General features: G+C 68.8%; 16 protein-coding genes. 10 read left to right on the top strand and 6 right to left on the bottom strand.

What is annotated here, in order from left to right:
* A partial coding sequence (locus G3N61_RS19595; protein WP_241017823.1) for an MFS transporter occupies window positions 1-731 on the bottom strand: 731 nt, incomplete at its 3' end.
* 100 nt (window positions 732-831) lie between these two features.
* On the opposite strand from G3N61_RS19595, the gene G3N61_RS19590 reads away from it, so the two are divergent.
* Window positions 832-1710: a LysR family transcriptional regulator gene (locus tag G3N61_RS19590; RefSeq protein ID WP_205823364.1), complete on the top strand. Its 879-nt coding sequence runs from the start codon at window positions 832-834 to the stop codon at window positions 1708-1710.
* Window positions 1711-2020: 310 nt separating this feature from the next.
* Here G3N61_RS19590 and G3N61_RS19585 read toward each other — a convergent pair whose 3' ends face one another.
* The gene (locus G3N61_RS19585) at window positions 2021-2395 is read right to left on the bottom strand and encodes a phage protein NinX family protein (protein WP_205823363.1); all 375 of its coding nucleotides are present in this window, start codon (window positions 2393-2395) and stop codon (window positions 2021-2023) included.
* Window positions 2396-2611: 216 nt separating this feature from the next.
* Here G3N61_RS19585 and G3N61_RS19580 point away from each other — a divergent pair, with 216 nt between their 5' ends.
* The 6 genes from G3N61_RS19580 (at window position 2612) to G3N61_RS19555 (ending at window position 8490) form a co-directional block, all read left to right on the top strand.
* Window positions 2612-3679 carry an ABC transporter substrate-binding protein gene (locus tag G3N61_RS19580; RefSeq protein ID WP_205823362.1) on the top strand — a complete coding sequence of 356 codons (1068 nt, stop codon included), beginning with the start codon at window positions 2612-2614 and terminating at the stop codon, window positions 3677-3679.
* A 14-nt stretch (window positions 3680-3693) separates the two neighbouring features.
* Window positions 3694-4536, top strand: a complete 843-nt coding sequence (locus G3N61_RS19575) for an ABC transporter permease (RefSeq protein WP_089453302.1) — start codon at window positions 3694-3696, stop codon at window positions 4534-4536.
* A 39-nt stretch (window positions 4537-4575) separates the two neighbouring features.
* Entirely contained in the window at window positions 4576-5397 is an 822-nt protein-coding gene (locus G3N61_RS19570; RefSeq protein WP_205823361.1) for an ABC transporter permease, read from the top strand.
* Window positions 5398-5436: 39 nt separating this feature from the next.
* A complete protein-coding gene (locus tag G3N61_RS19565) occupies window positions 5437-6282 on the top strand; it encodes an ABC transporter ATP-binding protein (RefSeq protein ID WP_205823360.1) in 846 nt (281 codons plus the stop codon).
* 147 nt (window positions 6283-6429) lie between these two features.
* Window positions 6430-7383 (top strand): TauD/TfdA family dioxygenase, encoded by a 954-nt coding sequence (locus G3N61_RS19560; protein WP_205823359.1) that lies wholly within the window; start codon window positions 6430-6432, stop codon window positions 7381-7383.
* 159 nt (window positions 7384-7542) lie between these two features.
* Window positions 7543-8490, top strand: a complete 948-nt coding sequence (locus G3N61_RS19555) for a TauD/TfdA family dioxygenase (RefSeq protein WP_205823358.1) — start codon at window positions 7543-7545, stop codon at window positions 8488-8490.
* A 105-nt stretch (window positions 8491-8595) separates the two neighbouring features.
* Here G3N61_RS19555 and G3N61_RS19550 read toward each other — a convergent pair whose 3' ends face one another.
* A complete protein-coding gene (locus G3N61_RS19550) occupies window positions 8596-10257 on the bottom strand; it encodes an ABC transporter substrate-binding protein (protein WP_205823357.1) in 1662 nt (553 codons plus the stop codon).
* A 270-nt stretch (window positions 10258-10527) separates the two neighbouring features.
* On the opposite strand from G3N61_RS19550, the gene G3N61_RS19545 reads away from it, so the two are divergent.
* Window positions 10528-10935, top strand: a complete 408-nt coding sequence (locus G3N61_RS19545; protein WP_205823356.1) for a DUF427 domain-containing protein — start codon at window positions 10528-10530, stop codon at window positions 10933-10935.
* Window positions 10936-11247: 312 nt separating this feature from the next.
* Entirely contained in the window at window positions 11248-12240 is a 993-nt protein-coding gene (locus G3N61_RS19540) for a sulfonate ABC transporter substrate-binding protein (RefSeq protein WP_089453307.1), read from the top strand.
* Between the two features lie 22 nt (window positions 12241-12262).
* On the opposite strand, the gene G3N61_RS19535 is transcribed toward G3N61_RS19540, so the two are convergent.
* Window positions 12263-12847: a putative glycolipid-binding domain-containing protein gene (locus G3N61_RS19535; protein WP_205823355.1), complete on the bottom strand. Its 585-nt coding sequence runs from the start codon at window positions 12845-12847 to the stop codon at window positions 12263-12265.
* A 174-nt stretch (window positions 12848-13021) separates the two neighbouring features.
* Here G3N61_RS19535 and G3N61_RS19530 point away from each other — a divergent pair, with 174 nt between their 5' ends.
* Window positions 13022-13930, top strand: coding sequence for a LysR family transcriptional regulator (locus tag G3N61_RS19530; protein WP_205823354.1), 909 nt, complete (start codon window positions 13022-13024; stop codon window positions 13928-13930).
* A gap of 21 nt (window positions 13931-13951) precedes the next feature.
* Here the strand turns inward: G3N61_RS19530 and potE are convergent, their stop codons facing one another.
* Window positions 13952-15337 carry a putrescine-ornithine antiporter gene (gene potE, locus G3N61_RS19525; RefSeq protein WP_043179463.1) on the bottom strand — a complete coding sequence of 462 codons (1386 nt, stop codon included), beginning with the start codon at window positions 15335-15337 and terminating at the stop codon, window positions 13952-13954.
* 70 nt (window positions 15338-15407) lie between these two features.
* Complete coding sequence (locus tag G3N61_RS19520; protein WP_043179465.1) at window positions 15408-17708, bottom strand: Orn/Lys/Arg decarboxylase N-terminal domain-containing protein; 2301 nt, start codon at window positions 17706-17708, stop codon at window positions 15408-15410.
* Window positions 17709-17942 lie beyond the last annotated feature (234 nt).

Here is a 17942-nt window from a genome sequence, read left to right as displayed (position 1 = left end):
GGCCCGTCCCGTCGCGCACGCGCACCGCTTACACGCCGATACCAACCATGTCGCTGACACCGCTTCCCGCCCTGCTCGACGAAACACTGCGCACCGTCGCGCGCCGCTACCGGCTGCCGCCGCTCGATCGCGACGCGCGCGCCGGCCGCGAGCAGCAGGCAGACGGGCAGGTTCAGCAGGAACACCCAGCGCCAGCCGATCCATTGCGTGATCGCGCCGCCGACGAGCGGCGCGATGGCCGTCGCGATCCCCATGCACATGCCCCAGATCGCCCACGCGCGCGCCCGCTCGCGCCCGTCCGGAAAACGGTTCGCGATCACGGCGAGCGCGGCCGTCAGCAGCAGCGCGGCGCCGCCGCCCTTCACCGCCCGCGCGGCGATCAGCCAGCCGGCCGACGGCGCCACGCCGCAGCCGAGCGACGCGAGAAAGAACAGCGCGAGCCCCGCGCCCAGCATCCGCTTGCGCCCGAAGCGGTCGGCGAGCCCGCCGGCAGGCAGCAGGCACGCGGCGAACGCGGTCATGTACGCGCTCACGACCCATTCGATCTCGGCGAAGCTCGCATGGAAACTGCGCGCGATGCTCGGCAGCGACACGGCGACGACGTTCGTGTCGAGCACGATCAGCGAGCAGGTTGCGGACGCGACGGCGAGCGTCGCGGCGGCCGGCAGGCGGGCGCCCGTGCGCGGGGCGGCAGCCGCGCCCGCGCGCGACGCCGGTGAAGACTGGGACATCGGCTACTCCGGAACAGGAAGAACGAGCCGTATGCTAGGCTTGGCCCGTATTGCCTGTCATTGACACTCTGATGCTGTTTTATTGACGAAAATTGCAATTATGGACCGGCTCGAATTCCGTCACGTGCGCGCATTCCTGAGCGTCGCGCAGCACCTGCACTTTGCCCGCGCCGCCGAAGCGCTCGACATGGCGCCGCCCGCGCTCACGCGGCAGATCCAGGAGGCCGAACGGGTGCTCGGCGTGCGCCTCTTTCACCGGTCGCGCCGCGCGGTCACGCTGAGCGCGGCCGGCGAAGCCTATCTCGCCGAGGCCAGCGCCGCGGTCGAACACCTGCAGCGCGGCCGCGAACTCGCGGCGCTGGCCGAGCGCGGCGAACTTGGCCGGATCGAGATCGGCTACGTGTCGTCGGCCGTCTATTCGGGCACGCTGCAGCGCACGGTCGGCGCATTTCGTGACGCGCACCCGCGTATCGAGCTGAACCTGCGCGAAGTGCCGATGGACGACGTCGCGAGCCAGCTCGACACGGGCCGGCTCGACCTCGCATACGTGCGCCCGCCGCTGCCGCTGCCCGGCGGCCTGCGGATCGTCACGCTGCAGCGCGACGTGTTCGTCGCGGCCGTGCCGGCCGGGTCGCGCTACGCGTCGATGGCCGCCATTCGTGCAGCCGACCTCGACGACGCGCGCTTCGCGGTGCCCGAACAGGAGCGCGGCACGCTCGAAGTCGCGCGCCGCGGCCACTTCGCGCCGCTGATCGCCGCCCGCCCGGGCGGCTTGCTGGCGGTGCTCGCGTGCGTGTCCGTGAACGGCTGGGTCGCGGTGATTCCGGATGCGCTCGCCGGCTGCGTGTCGTTGCCGGGCGTCGTGTACCGGCCGATCGCCGGCAAGCCGATCACGTCGGAACTGGCGCTCGCGCACCGGCGCTTCGAAAAGGCGCCGGCGGTACGCGCGTTCCTGCGGACGGTTCCGTCGGCCGTGTAACGCGCACCCTGACACGCCCGCGCCCGCCGATAGCGGTCAGGCCGGCCGTCGCCGCGCGAATAGGCATTGCACGATTCGATGTTTGTCCGCCGGAAACCGAACCCGTCACCTGCCCGATAGTCGCTTCGCCTGCGCGCGGATCGCCGAGCCTCCGCCGATGACCCAATCCTCCACCCCGGCGCGCGCCGCAGCGTGCTGAAGCGTCTCGCCGCCTTCGCGGCCGCCTGCGCGATCCTGCCAAGGTGCGTCGACGTCGCATCGATCGCGATCCGGAACGTCTCCGCCTGAACGATGCCGCGCGCGGCTACGTTCAGCGTGGCCGCGCCATGTCGAGGTCCGGCACGTCGTCGCCGAACGTCGACGCGACGAGCGTGCGCATCGCGGCGACCAGCAGCGTCGGCCCCGACTGGTTGAACGTGCAGCGCTCGCCCGCGGCGGGCACGGCACGGTGCAGCACGGCCCGCCACGCACCGTGCCCGCCGTCGCGCTCGAATGCGGCGAACGGCACACGCTCGACGATCGGACCACCGTCGGCCCATGACGACGACGGCGCAAACGGAGCCGGCGCACCGCCCGGTTCGCGGACCGCCGTACATCCGGATGCATCGGCGCGGGGAGCGTCGAGATCCTCCGCCATTGCCACCCAGTAGTCGAGCGCCGCGCCTGTCAGGTCCTGGACTTGCATGCCCGCCTCCATCGTCGCCGTCGCGATGAAAAACATCCCGGCCGTTGTGCGCGCAGCCGCACCAGTCGGGTGCCCGCGCGGCATGTATCGTCATCGGCCGCACCGCGATAAGCATAGTTCAAATCGTTGCTTGTCCGGCCCCGGCACGCCATCGAGAATGCGTCGACGGGCTGCGGCCCGGCCTTGCTTCCTCCAACGTTCCGGATCCATCGATTCATGCTTCCACTGCGCCTGCTTCGATCGCTGCTGATCGCGTCCCTCATTGCGTTGCCGGCGGCTGCCGCGCACGCCGACAAGCCCGCCACCATCCGCATCGGCGTCGCCCAGCAAGGCGCCGGCGATCCGCCGACGTTCGGCGGATCGAGCGCCGCCACCGCGCAGTTGCAGCAACTGGTCGAAAAGGAATTCGCGGCCGACGGCATCAAGGTGCAGTGGCTGTTCTTCAAGGGCGCGGGGCCGGCCGTCAACGAGGCGATCGCCAACAAGGCGCTCGACTTCGCGTACCAGGGCGACCTGCCCGCCGTGCTCGCTCGGGCGAACGGGATCAAGACGCGCCTGCTGCTCGCCACGAGCGTGCGCTCGGGCGTCAAGATCGCGGTGCCGCCGGACTCCACCATCCGCTCGATCAAGGACCTGAAGGACCGCCGCGTGTCGATCTTCCGCGGCACCAACCTGCAGCTCGTCGCCGACAACGCGCTCGCGAAAAACGGCCTCAATGAACGCGACCTGCGCGTGATCAACCTCGACTCCGCGAGTTCGCTCGCCGCACTCGCGTCGAAAGGCATCGACGCGTCGGTGGGCGACTACCAGCTGTACAAGCTGCGCGACGCAGGGCTCGCGAAGATCATCTACGAATCGCAGAACGACGGCCCGCAGCTCACGCGCCAGACCCACCTGCTCGTGCTCGACGATTTCGAGCGCGCGCATCCGGATATCGTGCAGCGCGTCGTCACCGCGCTCGTGAAGGGCGCGCAATGGTCGTCCGACGAGGCGAATCGCGATGCGCTGTTCAAGCTGTGGGCGAAGAGCGGCGTGCCGGTTTCGTCGTGGCAGGCCGACTATGCGAACCAGCGCCTGAAGGATCGCCTGTCGCCGCTGATCGATCCGTTCGTCGTCGCGCGCTACAAGTCCGTCGCGCAGGATGCGCTCGCGCTGAAGCTGATCCGCCAGCCGGTCGACGTCGATGGCTGGTTCGAACCGAAGTATCTCGACAATGCGCTGCGCACGCTGAAGCTCGAACGCTACTGGCAACGCTACGACGCGGCCGGCAAGCCGCTGTCCTGACCCGGACCCTCCCGATGAGCGACACCGCGTTTTCCATCCCGTCATCCGAGCGCCACGCGCTCGCCACGCCGCCGCACCGTGCGGCGGGCGTGAAACGGTGGTCGTGGCGGCTCGCGCCGTGGCTGCTGCCCGCGCTGCTGTTCGCGCTGTGGAGCATCGGCAGCGCGCGCGGCTGGATCGCGCCGCAAATCCTGCCGCCGCCCGAACGCGTGTTCGACTCGCTTGCCGATCTCGCAACGAGCGGCGATCTCGTGCGCCACACGCTGATCAGCCTGCAGCGCGTGCTGGTCGGCTTCGCGGCCGGCACGCTGCTCGGCTTCGCGACAGGCGTCGCGCTCGGCCTGTCGCGCACGCTGGAAGCCTACGTACTGCCAAGCTTCAATGCGCTGGTGCAGATTCCGGTGCTCGGCTGGCTGCCGTTCCTGCTGCTGCTCGTCGGCGTCGGCGAACCGCTCAAGTACCTGCTGATCGCGCATGCGGCGCTCGTCCCCGTCACGCTGAGCACGTTGCAAGGGTTTCGCCAGACCCCGCCCGCGCTCGACGAAGTCGCTCGCGTGTTCGGCTATACGCGCCGGCAACGCATCGTGCACGTCGTGCTGCCTGCCGCGATCCCAACGCTCGCGACCGGCGTGCGGCTCGCATTCACGAAGTCGTGGCTCGCGCTCGTCGTCGTCGAACTCGTCGCGTCGTCCGAAGGGCTCGGCTACCTGATCGTGTACGGGCGGCAACTGTTCCAGCTCGATCTCGTGATGGCGGCCGTGATCGTCGTCGGGGCGGTCGGCCTGCTGATCAACCGGCTGCTCGACGCGCTCGAAGCACGCCTGCGCCGCGGCGTGCCGTCCGCGTTCCGCGGCTGAACCATCCGCCCTGCCCGCGCCACCGAAGGAGTCCCACCCTTGACGTATTCTGCTGCCGCGCCTGACGCCACCCCGCCTGCCACCACGGCCGCCCGCCGCCTGCGTGCGCCCGACTGGCGCGGCTTCGTGCTGCCGCTCGTCGCGTTCGCGCTGTGGTGGGCGATCGCTTCCGCGTACCTCGTGAGCAGCGGGCTGCTGGTCGGCCCGGCCGACGTGCTGCACACCGCATGGGCGCAGGCCACGAGCGGCGCACTCGGCCGCGCGCTATCCGCGTCGCTCGCGCGCGAAGCCTGCGGGTTCGCGCTCGGCGTGACCGGCGGGCTGCTGCTCGGCGCCGCGCTCGGGCTGTCGCGCGTCGCCGCGCGGCTGGTCGGCCCGAGCTTCGACACGTTCAAGCAGATCTCGCTGTTCGCGTGGATTCCGCTGATTTCCGTGTGGTTCGGCCTCGGCGACGTCGCCAAGGTCGTGTTCCTGTCGCTCGCCGCGCTGCTGCCGGTCGCCGCGCACACCTGCGACGGCATTCATGCGGTGCCGCGCGCGTATGTCGACGTCGCCCGTGCGCTGCGCTACTCGCGGCTCCAGCTCGTCCGCCACGTGATCCTGCCGGCCGCGCTGCCGTCGATCTTCACCGGGCTGTATCTCGGCCTGATCTATTCGTGGCTCGCGACGCTCGGCGCCGAATACCTGCTGGTCGCCGGCAGCGGGATCGGCAACACGCTGATCGACGGCAGCGAGCAGTTCCGGATGGATCTCGTGCTGTTCGGGATCATCGTCGTCGGCGTGACCGGCTGGGCTTTGAACGCGATCGCACGGGCGATCGAACGCAAGGTGCTGGCCCGGCGCGGCGACCTGCCGCGCTGATCGACCTTTCCTTCCCCGCCCCCTCTTCCTCGCACCGCCATGACGACCCTCGCCTCCGATTCGCTCGACATCCTCCACGTGAGCAAGCACTACGCGCAACGCGGCGCCGCGCTCGCCGTACTCGACGACGTATCGCTGCACGTGCGCGCCGGCGAATTCGTCACGATCGTCGGCGCGAGCGGTTGCGGCAAGTCGACGCTGCTGCGGCTGATCGCCGGGCTCGACACCGACTACGCGGGCGAGATCCGCGCCGGCGCCGAACGCGTGCGCGACACGTCGCTGCAGCGCGGGATCGTGTTCCAGGATCACCGGCTGTTCCCGTGGCTGACGGTCGCGCAGAACATCGAGGCCGCGCTGCGCAACGCGCCGCTCGACGCGGCCGCGAAGCGGCGCGCGGTGGCGGATCACATTGCGCTCGTCGGGCTGAACGGCTTCGAGCATGCGTATCCGAACCAGTTGTCGGGCGGGATGACGCAGCGCGTCGCGATCGCGCGCGGCCTCGTGAACCGCCCACGCGTGCTGTTGCTCGACGAGCCGTTCGGCGCGCTCGACGCGCAGACGCGCGCGCGGATGCAGAACGAACTGCTGCGCATCTGGGAACAGGAGCGCATCACGATGATCCTCGTCACGCACGATGTCGACGAAGCCGTGTATCTCGGCGACCGCGTCGTGACGATGGCGCCGCGCCCGGGCCGCATCGAGCGCATCGTCGAGGTCGCGTTGCCGCGCCCGCGCCGGCGCGATTCGCCGGAATTCGCGCGGTTGCGCGACACCGTGCTCGCCGATTTCGACGACAGCGAACCGCCCGGCGACGATCGCGCGGACGGCAAGCGCATCGACCCGCCGCGCCCGCACCGGATCGGCGAATGGCGGCTTGCGTGGTAACACGCATGACGAGCCAGTTGCTCAGCATGACGATGCATATCGATCATCGCTGCGCACACGCTAAGGTTGTGACGATTCATCGGTTCCGATTGCGCACGGTCCCTGCTTGAATGGAGACTCGACCGACCCGACTCCAGGAGACTCCCGATGTCCGAAGTCCAGCACGCCGCTCACCCGTCTTCGCATGCTTCGCACGCCGCGCCGCGCACGGCCGCCACGCCGCTCCAGCTTCGCCAGGTCGCCGGACGGATCGGCGCCGAGATCGCCGGCGTGCGGTTGTCGGGCACGCTCGACGACGCGACGTTCGACGCGATCCAGGCCGCGCTGCTGCGCCACAAGGTGCTGTTCTTCCGTGGCCAGCACCATCTCGACGACATCGCGCAGGAAGCGTTCGCACGCCGCTTCGGCAATACCGTCGCGCACCCGACCGTGCCGTCCGTCGACGGCAGCGCGCACCTGCTCGAACTCGATTCCGCGCACGGCGCCCGTGCCAATTCGTGGCACACCGACGTGACCTTCGTCGATGCGTACCCGAAGATCTCGATCCTGCGCGCGGTCGTGATTCCGCCGTTCGGCGGCGATACCGTGTGGGCCAACACGGCCGCCGCGTACACGCACCTGCCCGACCCGCTGCGCGCGCTCGCCGACACGCTGTGGGCGCTGCATACGAACGCGTACGACTACGCGTCGACGCACGTGCATGCCGACGATACGCAACTGAAGCGCTACCGCGAAGTGTTCACGTCGACCGTCTACGAAACCGAGCACCCGGTCGTGCGCGTCCATCCGGAAACCGGCGAACGCACGCTCGTGCTCGGGCATTTCGTGCAGCGACTCAAGGGGCTGTCGGCGCAGGATTCCGCGCACCTGCTGCAGGTGTTCCACGAACACGTGACGCGTCTCGAGAACACCGTGCGCTGGAACTGGCAGGAAGGCGACGTCGCGATCTGGGACAACCGCGCGACGCAGCACTACGCGATCAACGACTACGGCGATGCGCGCCGTGTCGTGCGCCGCGCGACCGTGCACGGCGACGTGCCGGTCGGCATCGACGGCCGCCAGAGCGTCGTGTTGAAGGGGCCGGGCGCGACGCTGCAATAACGCCCGCATCCCGCGGCGGCGGCGCGTTGTGCGCGCCGCCGTGCCTACCCCGCTTTCCGCCACCGGACACGCGACCATGCCCTTCCCGCCACCAGACCGACGCCTGCACGCGCCACGATGTCGGCCCGCCATCCCGTTCACTTCCGCCAGGAGCGTCGCATGAGCGCCCTACTCGAACCCGCCGCCCAGCCGGTCGACGTGATCCCGCTGTCCGCCCATATCGGTGCGGAAATCCGCGGCGTCGACCTCACGCAACCGTTGACCACGCCGCAGATCGCGGCGATCCGCGCCGCGCTGCTGCAATGGCGCGTCATCTTCTTCCGCGAACAGTTCCTCACGCACGAGCAGCACGTCGCGTTCTCCGCGCAGTTCGGCGAGCCGACGGTCGGCCACCCGGTGTTCGGGCACGTCGACGGGCATCCGGCCGTCTATTCGGTCGCCAAGCATCGCAAGGCGACGCGTTTCGAAGGCGAGCCGGTGCGCCGGCCGTGGACCGGCTGGCATACCGACGTGACGGCCGCCGTGAACCCGCCGTGGGCGTCGATCCTGCGCGGCGTGACGATCCCGCCGTACGGCGGCGATACGCACTGGACCAACCTCGTGCGGGCGTACGACACGCTGTCCGCGCCGCTGCGCGGCTTCGTCGACGGCCTGCGCGGCATTCACCGCTTCACGCCGCCGGCCGGTGCCCGCGCCACCGGCGCGTTCGACGACGCGGTCGAACGCCGCCCGCTCGTGACCGAGCATCCGCTCGTGCGCGTGCACCCGGAGACCGGCGAACGCGCGCTGTACGTGAGCCCGAGCTTCCTGAAATCGGTCGTCGGGCTGACGCCGCGCGAGAGCCAGGCATTGCTCGAACTGCTGTGGGAACACGTGACGCGGCCGGAATTCACGATCCGCTTCAAGTGGGAACCGCGCAGCATCGCGTTCTGGGACAACCGCGCGACCGCCCACCTCGCGCCCGTCGACATCTTCGATCTCGACTTCGACCGCCAGCTCTATCGCACGACGCTCACCGGCGACGTGCCGGTCGGCCCCGACGGCCGGCCGTCGGTCGCGCTCGAAGGCTCGCCGGTCGAAACCGCGGCGGCGGTCGCGCTCAACTGAACCGACCCGACCTGACGGCGGGAGCGGCCGGCGCGCACTGCGTCGCGCCGGCCTTTCCCGCCGTCACACCACGCGGTCGAACCCACCGTCCGCGCGGCTCCCCCGTCAATCCAGCCAGACCCCGTCGAAGCGGTGCCCGCCGAGCGGCGAGAACGTCAGCCCGTGTACGCGCTTGGACACCGGCAGCGACACGATCGACGTCGCGATCGGCGTGAACGGCACCTGATCCTTGAACACGACCTGCGCCTGCTCGTACAGCGCCGTCCGCTTCGCGACGTCCGCGTTGGAGCGCGCCGCGTCCACCAGCTTCTCGAAATCCTGGTTGCACCACTTCGCAAGATTGCTGCCGTGCACCGCATCGCAACCGAGCAGCGTGCCGAGCCAGTTGTCGGGATCGCCGTTGTCGCCCGACCAGCCGTACAGGATCGCGTCGTGCTGCCCGTCGTGCTTCGCGCGGCGGTTGTATTCGCCCCATTCGTAGCTGACGATCTTCGCGCGCACGCCGATCTTCGCCCAGTCCTGCTGGATCAGCTGTGCCATCAACTGCGCGTTCGGGTTGTACGGGCGCTGCACCGGCATCGCCCACAGCGTCAGGTCGAAGCCGTTCGGGAACCCGGCCTGCGCGAGCAGCGCCTTCGCGGCGGCCGGATCGCGCGGCGCATCCTTCAGGCGCGGGTTGTACGACCATTGCGCGGGCGGCATCGGGTTCGTCGCGATCTTCGCGTCGCCGTTGAACACGGTCTTCACGATCGCCGACTTGTCGATCGCGATGTCGAGCGCGCGCCGCACGTCGACGCGATCGAGCGGCGCATGCTGCGTGTTGTACGCGACGAAGCCGACGTTGAAGCCCATCCCCGAGAACAACGTCAGCTTCGGATCGCGCCGCACCGTGTCGAGATCGGCCGGCCGCGGGAACACCGACACCTGGCACTCGCCGGCCACCAGCTTCTGCAGGCGCGCGGCCGGATCGGGCGTGATCGCGAACACGAGATGGGCGAGCTTCACGTCGTCCGGCTTCCAGTAGTCGGGATTCGCGTCGTAGCGGATCAGTGCGTCCTTCTGGTATGTGCGCAGCAGGAACGGCCCGGTGCCGACCGGGAACTGGTTGATGTCGGCCTCGCGATGGCGCACCGCGAGCTGCGACGCATACTCGGCCGACAGGATCGACGCGAACGCCATCGCGAGATTGCGCACGAACACGACATCGGGCGTCTTCAGCACGAAGCGCACCGTGTAGTCGTCGACCTTGTCGATACGCGCGACGTTGCGGTCGAAACCGAGGTCGCTGAAATACGGGAAGCTGACCGGGTAGGCCTTGCGGAACGGATCGTCCGGGTCGAGCATCCGATGGAACGTGAAGACCACATCGTCGGCCTGGAACGGTCGCGTCGGCTTGAACCACGCGGTGGTCTGGAATTTCACGCCGTGCCGCAGGTGGAACGTGATCGTGCGCTGGTCGGGCGACACGTCCCAGCTCGTCGCGAGCGCCGGTTCGAGATCGAGCGTGCCGCGCTTGAACTGCACGAGCCCGTTGTAGACCGGGTACGTGCTCGCGTCGAAATCGGTGCTCGTCGTGTGCTGGCCCGGATCGAAACCGGCCGGGCTGCCTTCGGTGCAATACACGAGCGTCTTGCCGGCCGGCGCGGCGAGCGCCTGGGCCGCCGCGCCGGCGAGCAGCAGCGACGCCGCGAGGCAGCGCAGGGCCGTCGCGGCATGGGGGATGCCACGCGCACGACGCGCAGCAGGCGAAACGAAAGCGTTCTTCATGGTGGCGGAGATGAGAGAGGGCTGTCATGCACATGACGACCGCCGATCTTCGCGCGCCGCCCGCCGATCGCTTACCAATTAATTTCGCGTTGCTTATCGTCGTGGATGCATCCCGCTGCCCGTGCATGAAAACGTCCACGCGAGCGCCGGTCGGCCTGCTCGCCCCGTCGTCTTCCGGCCCCCTGCAGACTCGCGCGAAATGGCGCATCGTATCGGCTGGCCAACGCCGGCGCGCATCCTGCCGCGCCGCCGATTCCAGGAGGACTCACGATGCCTGTCAGCTCCGATACGTCCGCTCGCCCGGTGAAGACGCCGGGCCCCGATCACCCGATCACGGTCGAACCGCACCCGCGGCGCGTCGTGGTCAAGGCGGCCGGCAGGGTCGTCGCGGATACGCGCCGCGCGCTGGCGCTGCGCGAAGCCGCTTACCCGGCCGTGCTCTACATCCCGCGCGAAGACGCCGACCTGACGCTGCTGCAGCGTACCAATCACGCGACGTACTGCCCGTACAAGGGCGACGCCGCCTACTACTCGATTCCGGTCGGCGGCGAGCGCGCGGTCAATGCCGTCTGGACCTACGAGGCGCCCTATCCGGCCGTCGATACGATCCGCGGGCATCTCGCGTTCTATCCGGATCGCGTCGATTCGATCGAGGAAAGCCCGGCCGGCTCCGATTGAGGCTCGCGGCAGCCGTGCGTCGCGCGCCGGGCGGCCGCGCGTGCGACGCCGCGATGTCGCCTGCCCGGCCCGGTCCGCCGTTCCGGCGCGTGCCGCCCGGTTCCGGTGCTCGTCACCCGCCCGACCGACGCCACCGAGTCCGCCGCTGATTTGCATATGCGGATTCGTTGGTTGGCCGCCGGCCCGCGCGGCCGTATCGTCCTGAATCCGGCGCGGGCCGGCCCGTGGCGCGTATTGCCCGCGTCGGGCCCCGCCCTGCGCCGGCCGCGCCGCCTTTCGCGCAACCCGTGAACCCGCACGCAGGACGCCTCGATGAACGACACACCGCACGCAGACGTTGAATCGACACCGGCGAACCCGCATCGCCGCCAGTGGCTGCAAGGCGCGGCCGCCGGACTGGCCGGGCTCGCGCTCGGCCCGCTCGCGGGCCTGCCCGCGCACGCGCAAGACAGCGGCACGCGGCTGCGCATCGGTTTCCAGAAATACGGCAACTTCGTCGTGCTCAAGGCGCGCGGCACGCTGGAGAAGCGGCTCGCGAGCCAGGGCGTCACCGTGCAATGGCTCGAATTTCCGGCCGGCCCGCAGTTGCTCGAGGGCCTGAACGCCGGCGCGATCGACGTCGGCACGGTCGGCGAGACGCCGCCGATCTTCGCGCAGGCGGGCGGCGTCGATTTCGTCTACATCGGCAACGAGCCGCCCGCGCCGCAGGGCGAGGCGATCGTCGTGCTGCCCGATTCGCCGATCCGCACCGTCGCGCAACTGCGCGGCAAGAAGGTCGCGTTCAACAAGGGTTCGAACGTCCACTACCTGCTCGTGAAGGCGCTCGAACACGCGGGCCTGACGTACGCCGACATCCAGCCGATCTACCTGACGCCCGCCGACGCACGCGCCGCATTCGTGCAGCGCAGCGTCGATGCATGGGTGATCTGGGATCCGTACCTGGCAGCCGCCGAGCGGCAGATCGGCGCGCGCGTAATCGCGAACGGCGAAGGGCTCGTGCGCAATACGCAGTACTACCTCGCCGCACGCAAGTACGCGGCCGCGCACCCGCAGGTGCTGCGCGCGCTGCTCGACGAAGTCGACGCGGTCGACCGCTGGGCGCGCGACCATGTGCCGGAAGTCGCGGCGCAACTGTCGCCGCTCGTCGGCCTCGACGCGCCGACGCTCGAAGTCGCGCTCAAGCGCGCCGGCTACGGCGTGCAGCCGATCAGCGACGCGACGCTCGCGTATCAGCAGAACATCGCCGACGCGTTCAGCACGCTGAAGCTGATTCCGGGCAAGCTGTCGGTGGCGAGCGCACGCTGATGCACGGCGCGGTACGCATGCGTCAGCGCACCGGTGCGGAGCCGATGCGCCGCCATTCGTCGTAGTCGGTCACGAGGCCCGCTTCGTCGACCGCGATATCGGCCGCATACGTGCCGCTTTCGTAGCGGTACACGTGTTCCGCCGTGCGTGTATAACGCTGCTCGCCCCGCACGACCTCGAAATCCGGAAAACGCAGCCACGCGGTATGGATCACGGCGGTCTCGCCGACGGCCAGCCCGAGCCGCCGGATCGGCAGCGTATTCGTCGACGGACTGAACCCGAGATCGAGGTCGGTCGCGCCCGCGAGCGCCGGTAGGTCGACGCCGTCGATCGTCCACCGCCCGGCGTCGCACGCGATCGCCCACTGCCGCGGCGGCTGCGTGCCGCCCCATTGCGTGATGCGTGCCGAGCGCGTGCGCCAGTCGACGCCGCATGCGATCGCGTATTCGATCCGAAACGGCGCACCGTCGATCGCACCCGCCACCGATCCCGACAGGTCGATTCCCGTTCGCGACTCGACGAGCCGACACCATTCGGCGGCCTGCCACGTCTGCACGATCTGCCATGCGACGCAGCGTGTGCGCACCGCTTCATCCTGTTGCGTCATGTCGTCGTCTCCAGTCGTTCGCACGGAAGCGGATTGTCGCGCATCGCGCTGGCGAACACACGCGGCATCGGCAACCGATGGTCAGTATCGGTTCGCCGCGCACCTTCCGGCCGCCCTGCTTTGGTACCATCCGTCGATCGGCATCAACCGGAACCGGACAAGGGGCGCGACTTCATGGATTTGCTGGCGACGATGCGTATCTACGTCAGGGTCGTCGAGCGCGGCACGATGTCCGGCGCGGCGCGGGATCTCGACATGGGCCAGCCGGCTGTCAGCGAGCGCATCGAGCGACTCGAGAAGCATCTCGGCACGCGGCTCCTGTTGCGCAGTGCGCGCACCCTCGTATGCACGGAAGAAGGCCGGATCTTCTACGAACGCAGCAAGGCGCTGCTCGACGCGGCCGACGATGCGGTCGCCTCGGTCTCGAAGACGGAAAACACACTCGACGGCACGATCCGGCTCGCGGCGCCGCAATGCGTCGGCGAGGTCGTGCTGCCCGGCGTGCTGATGCATGTCCGCAGCGCGTATCCGGGCCTGCACATCGATCTGGTCTTGAACGACGACATCGTCGATCCGGTCACGGAAGGGGTCGACATCTCGATCCGCGTCGGCCAGCTCGGCGACGGCGGGTTCGTCGCGCATCCGGTCGGCGCGGTCGGCCGCCGGCTCGTCGCCGCGCCGTCGTATCTCGAGCGGCACGGCCCGATCGACACGACAACCGATCTCGCGAACCATCCGTTCATCCGCGTGAAAGGGGTCTTCGCCAGCGAACGACTACCGCTGCAGCGCGAAGGCGACGCGCTCGAAACCGTGCGCATCCGCACGATCATGACGACGAGCCACTGGCGCCCGATGTTCGACACGATCGTGGCCGGCGGCGGCATCGGCGTGGTCCAGCAGCCGGCCTGCGCCGACGCGCTCGCGGCCGGCACGCTCGTCGAGCTCCTGCCGCAGTACGCGATTCCCGACTTCGCGCTCAACGTGCTCGTGCACGCGCAGCGGCCGCTGCCACCGCGCGTGCGGGCCGTCGTCGACCTGCTGAAGCAGGACCTTCCGCCGCTGCTGGCCCGCCCTGCCCGATAACGGCGGCGACGGCCGCCCCCATCACGCCTGCAGCGACTTCCCCGGCTCCTTCACGTGCGCATCGACTTCCATCTGGTAGAAGCGCGCGCTGACGAAGCCGAACAGCGTCCAGCCCAGGAACACGCACAGGCCGCCGAGCATCAGCGCCTGCTCGCCCGAGCTGAACAGCGCATAGAAGCTGTACGCGGTCGCGACCATCGCAATCACGTTCGTCAGCAGCGCCTTGGCCGGCGGCACCTTCGCGACCTTCTGGATCGTAATCAGCGCGGCCATCGACATCACGTAGGGCACGAGGTTGGTGACGACCGCGAGATCGACGATCTTCTGGAACTGACTGCTCAGTTCCGGGCTGATCGTCATCAGCGCGAGCGCGACCTGCGCGACCAGCAGGATCACCATCCCGACGATCGGCGTGCCGGTGCGCGTCGCCCGCGCGAACACCGGCAGGAAGTAGCCGACATCCGCCGAGCTCTTGAACACCTGCGCGACCGTGAACTGCCAGCCGAGCAGCGAGCCGATGCACGCGATCACCATCAGCGCGGTGACGATCGTGCCAACCGTCGGCGTGAACATCGTCGCGAACGCGATGCCGAACGGCGCGTTCGACGCCGCGAGGATCGCATTGGGTACGATCCCCGCGATCACGTTGGTCGACACGATGTAGAAGATCGCCGACGCGATCGTGCCGCCGAGCACGGCGATCGGCACGTTGCGCTCCGGATTCTCGACGGCGTCCGAGTTCGCGCACGCCGATTCGAGCCCGAGGAACGCCCACAGCGTCACCGCGATCGAGCTGCCGACGGCCGGCCCGAACGGCATGTTGTGCGGATTCCACGCGGCGCCCCAGGTCGCACCGCTGAACCAGAACCAGCCGATCAGCGACACGACGACGACCGGAATGATCACGCCCCACACGGTCACCGAGCCGATCCGGCCGGTGATGCGCGAGCCGCCGAAGTTCGCGACCGTCGTGAGCACGAGCAGGAAGATCGTCCACAGGCAGGTCTGCAGCGGCGACAGCGTCGCGTCGAACAGCACGGTGCCGTAGCCGACCGCCGTGACGCCGATCGCGACGTTGGCGATCACGAGCGACAGCCCGTACGTGTAGTTCGCCATGTAGTTGCCGGCCTTGCCGAACGCGTATTCCGCGTAGCCGCCCATCCCGCCCGGCTTGCGGCTCAGCATCCCGCAGCGGGCGAACGCATAGGCCAGCGCGAGCGAGCCGCCGGCCGTGACGATCCACGACAGCAGCGAGATCGTGCCGACCTGCGCGAGCTTCGACGGCAGCAGGATGATGCCGGAGCCCATCATGTTGACCGCCGTGAGGATGGTCAGCTGCCAGACATTCATCCGGTTCTTCGGCGCGGCCGCCGAGGCCGCGCCGGACATGCGCGCTGTGTTTTCCATGATGTCGATCCTTCGATGTGAGGCCGCCGAGCGGCCGGTCGCATGTTCGTCCGTTCGTCCGGCCGGATGCTCAGGCCGTCAGGCAGGTCACGCGGTACGTGCCGTCTTCCACTTCCACGCCGTGCGTGTCGTGCGCGAAGCCCGGGAAGCGCCGGTCGTACGCTTCGAGCGCCTTCAGATAGCCGAGCACCGGGCCGCCGGCCGGCCCCGCGTTCTCGCCCGGCATCAGCAGCGGAATGCCCGGCGGATAAGGCACGACGCCGGTGGCGACGGTACGTCCGGCCAGCTCTTCGAGCGTCACCTGCTCGACGCGGCCCTGCACCAGATGCTCGTACGCGCGTACCGGGCTCATCTCCGGCTTCGGCAGGATCGAGAAGGCTTCCGACATCAGCCGCGTCGTGCCGAGCTGCTCCATCGCCGCGAACATCGTGTCGGCCAGGTCTTTCAGCCCCATGCCCGCATAGCGCGAACCATGTTCCTTCACGAGCGACGGAATCGCCATGTCGAGCGACAGGTTCGCGTCGTAGTCGCGCTTGAAATCGCACAGCGCGCTGACGAGCGAGCCCCACTTGCCCTTCGTGATACCGATCGAGAACAGGAACAGGATCGTGAAATCGGTCGTCTTCTCGACGACGATCCCGCGCGCATCGAGATACGCGGTCACGACGCTCGCCGGAATGCCCACCGGCATCAGGCCGCCGGCCGGCGCGACGCCCGGCGTGACGATCGACACCTTGATCGGATCGAGCATGCAGTAGCCGTCCTCGATATTGCCGAAGCCGTGCCATTGCGCGCCGGGACGCAACACCCAGCACGACGGGTCGCTCGCGAGCAGCTCGGGCGGCGCATCATGGAACGGCAGCGTGCGGCCCGTGCGCGTCTCGAGCACGGTGTCGGGCTGCCAGCATTCGAAGAACCAGTCGCCCTTCGCGCTGAACTCGCCGTTCATCCGCGCGATCATCTGCCGGAATGCGACGGCCTCCTCGATCGACTCGTGCGTGAGCGCCGCGCCGCCGGGGCCGTCCATCATCGCGGCCGCGACGTCGTTCGACGCGATGATCGCGTAGTTCGGCGACGTCGACGCGTGCATCATGAACGTTTCGTTGAACTGGGCATGCGGAATCGGGTTGCGGCCGTCGCGCACGTGGATGTACGACGCCTGCGACAGCGCGGTCAGCAGCTTGTGCGTCGACTGCGTCGCGAACACCGTCGGACGGTCCGCACGATGGTCGCGCGGGTCGCCGTGCATTGCATGGCGATCACGGTAGATCGGGTTGAAACGCGCGTAGCCGTACCAGGCTTCGTCGAAATGCAGCCGGTCGACGCTCGCGCCGAGCAGTTCTTCGACGCGCGCGACGTTGTAGCACAGGCCGTCGTACGTCGAGTTGGTGACGATCGCATGCTTCGGCTGGCGGTCGGCGAGCTCGGCCGCGAGCGGGTTCGACGCGATCGCCTCGCGGATCGCCGTCTGCGTGAGGCGCTCCGATGCGATCGGCCCGATGATCCCGTAGCGGTTGCGTGTCGGCACGAGGTAAGTCGGGATCGCGCCCGACATCGTCATCGCATGCTCGGCCGACTTGTGGCAATTGCGATCGCACAGCGCGATCTGGTCGCGGCTCACGCTCGCCATCAGGATGATGCGGTTCGACGTCGACGAGCCGTTGGTCACGTGATACGTGCGATGCGCGCCGAACACGCGCGCCGCGTAGCGCTCGCTTTCGCCGATCGGGCCCGAGTGGTCGAGCAGCGAGCCGAGCTCGCCGACCGAGATCGACAGGTCGGAACGGAACAGCGCTTCGCCGAAGTATTCGAAGAACGCGCGGCCGACCGGCGATTTCAGGAAGCCCGTGCCGCCCGTGTGGCCGGGCGTATGCCACGAGTATTCATAGACGCGCGAGAATTTCGCGAGCGCGCCGAACATCGGCGGCAACACGGTGGCGCGATAGCGTTCGATCGCCGCATGGATGCGCCCGCCGATGAAGTCGGCCGTATCTTCGAGCAGCCACACGAAATCGTCGACCTGGCCCATCACCGCGGACGGCACCGTCGACGCGACGCTGCGGTCGGCCAGCAGGAAGATCGGCACGTTGCCGTTGCGATGCCGGACCGCGTCGACCACGGCCTCGGACGGCCCGTGGCCGTCCACGCCGAGATCCCAGTCGAGCAGCACGCACTGGATCGACGGGTCGGAACGGATCAGCATGATCGCGTCGTCGGCCGAGGTTGCCGTAAGCACGTCGATGTCGCGCTGCGCGAGCTCCGCGCTCAGCGTGCGGACCGCTCGCCCGGTCGCGGTTTCCTGGGTGATCTCGTCGTCGACCAAAAGCGCGCGCATGCCGAGACGGCGAATGCCACCGACGGACGTATTCATGTTGTTGCCCTCGTTGTTCCGATGCTTCGTTGGGGTGATGCGTCTCACGAGCACGCGGACAGCAGGCCACGGGCGGCGGCGTGAGACGCTCGCAAATCCGATTTGATTCGCCATCCAATTCGGTGCCGACTATGCCATAGATGCCATTCGATGAACAGCAGGCGATTCGGCGAAACTGGTAGCTGTTTTCAAATAGTATTTCACGATTGGTTCATTTTGATGTGCATTGCAGCA

The sequence above is a fragment of the Burkholderia sp. Ac-20349 genome (assembly GCF_017104865.1).
GTDB lineage: Bacteria > Pseudomonadota > Gammaproteobacteria > Burkholderiales > Burkholderiaceae > Burkholderia > Burkholderia aenigmatica.
Note: the sequence above shows the minus strand (reverse complement) of the source record. Positions and strands in the feature narration are given on the sequence as shown.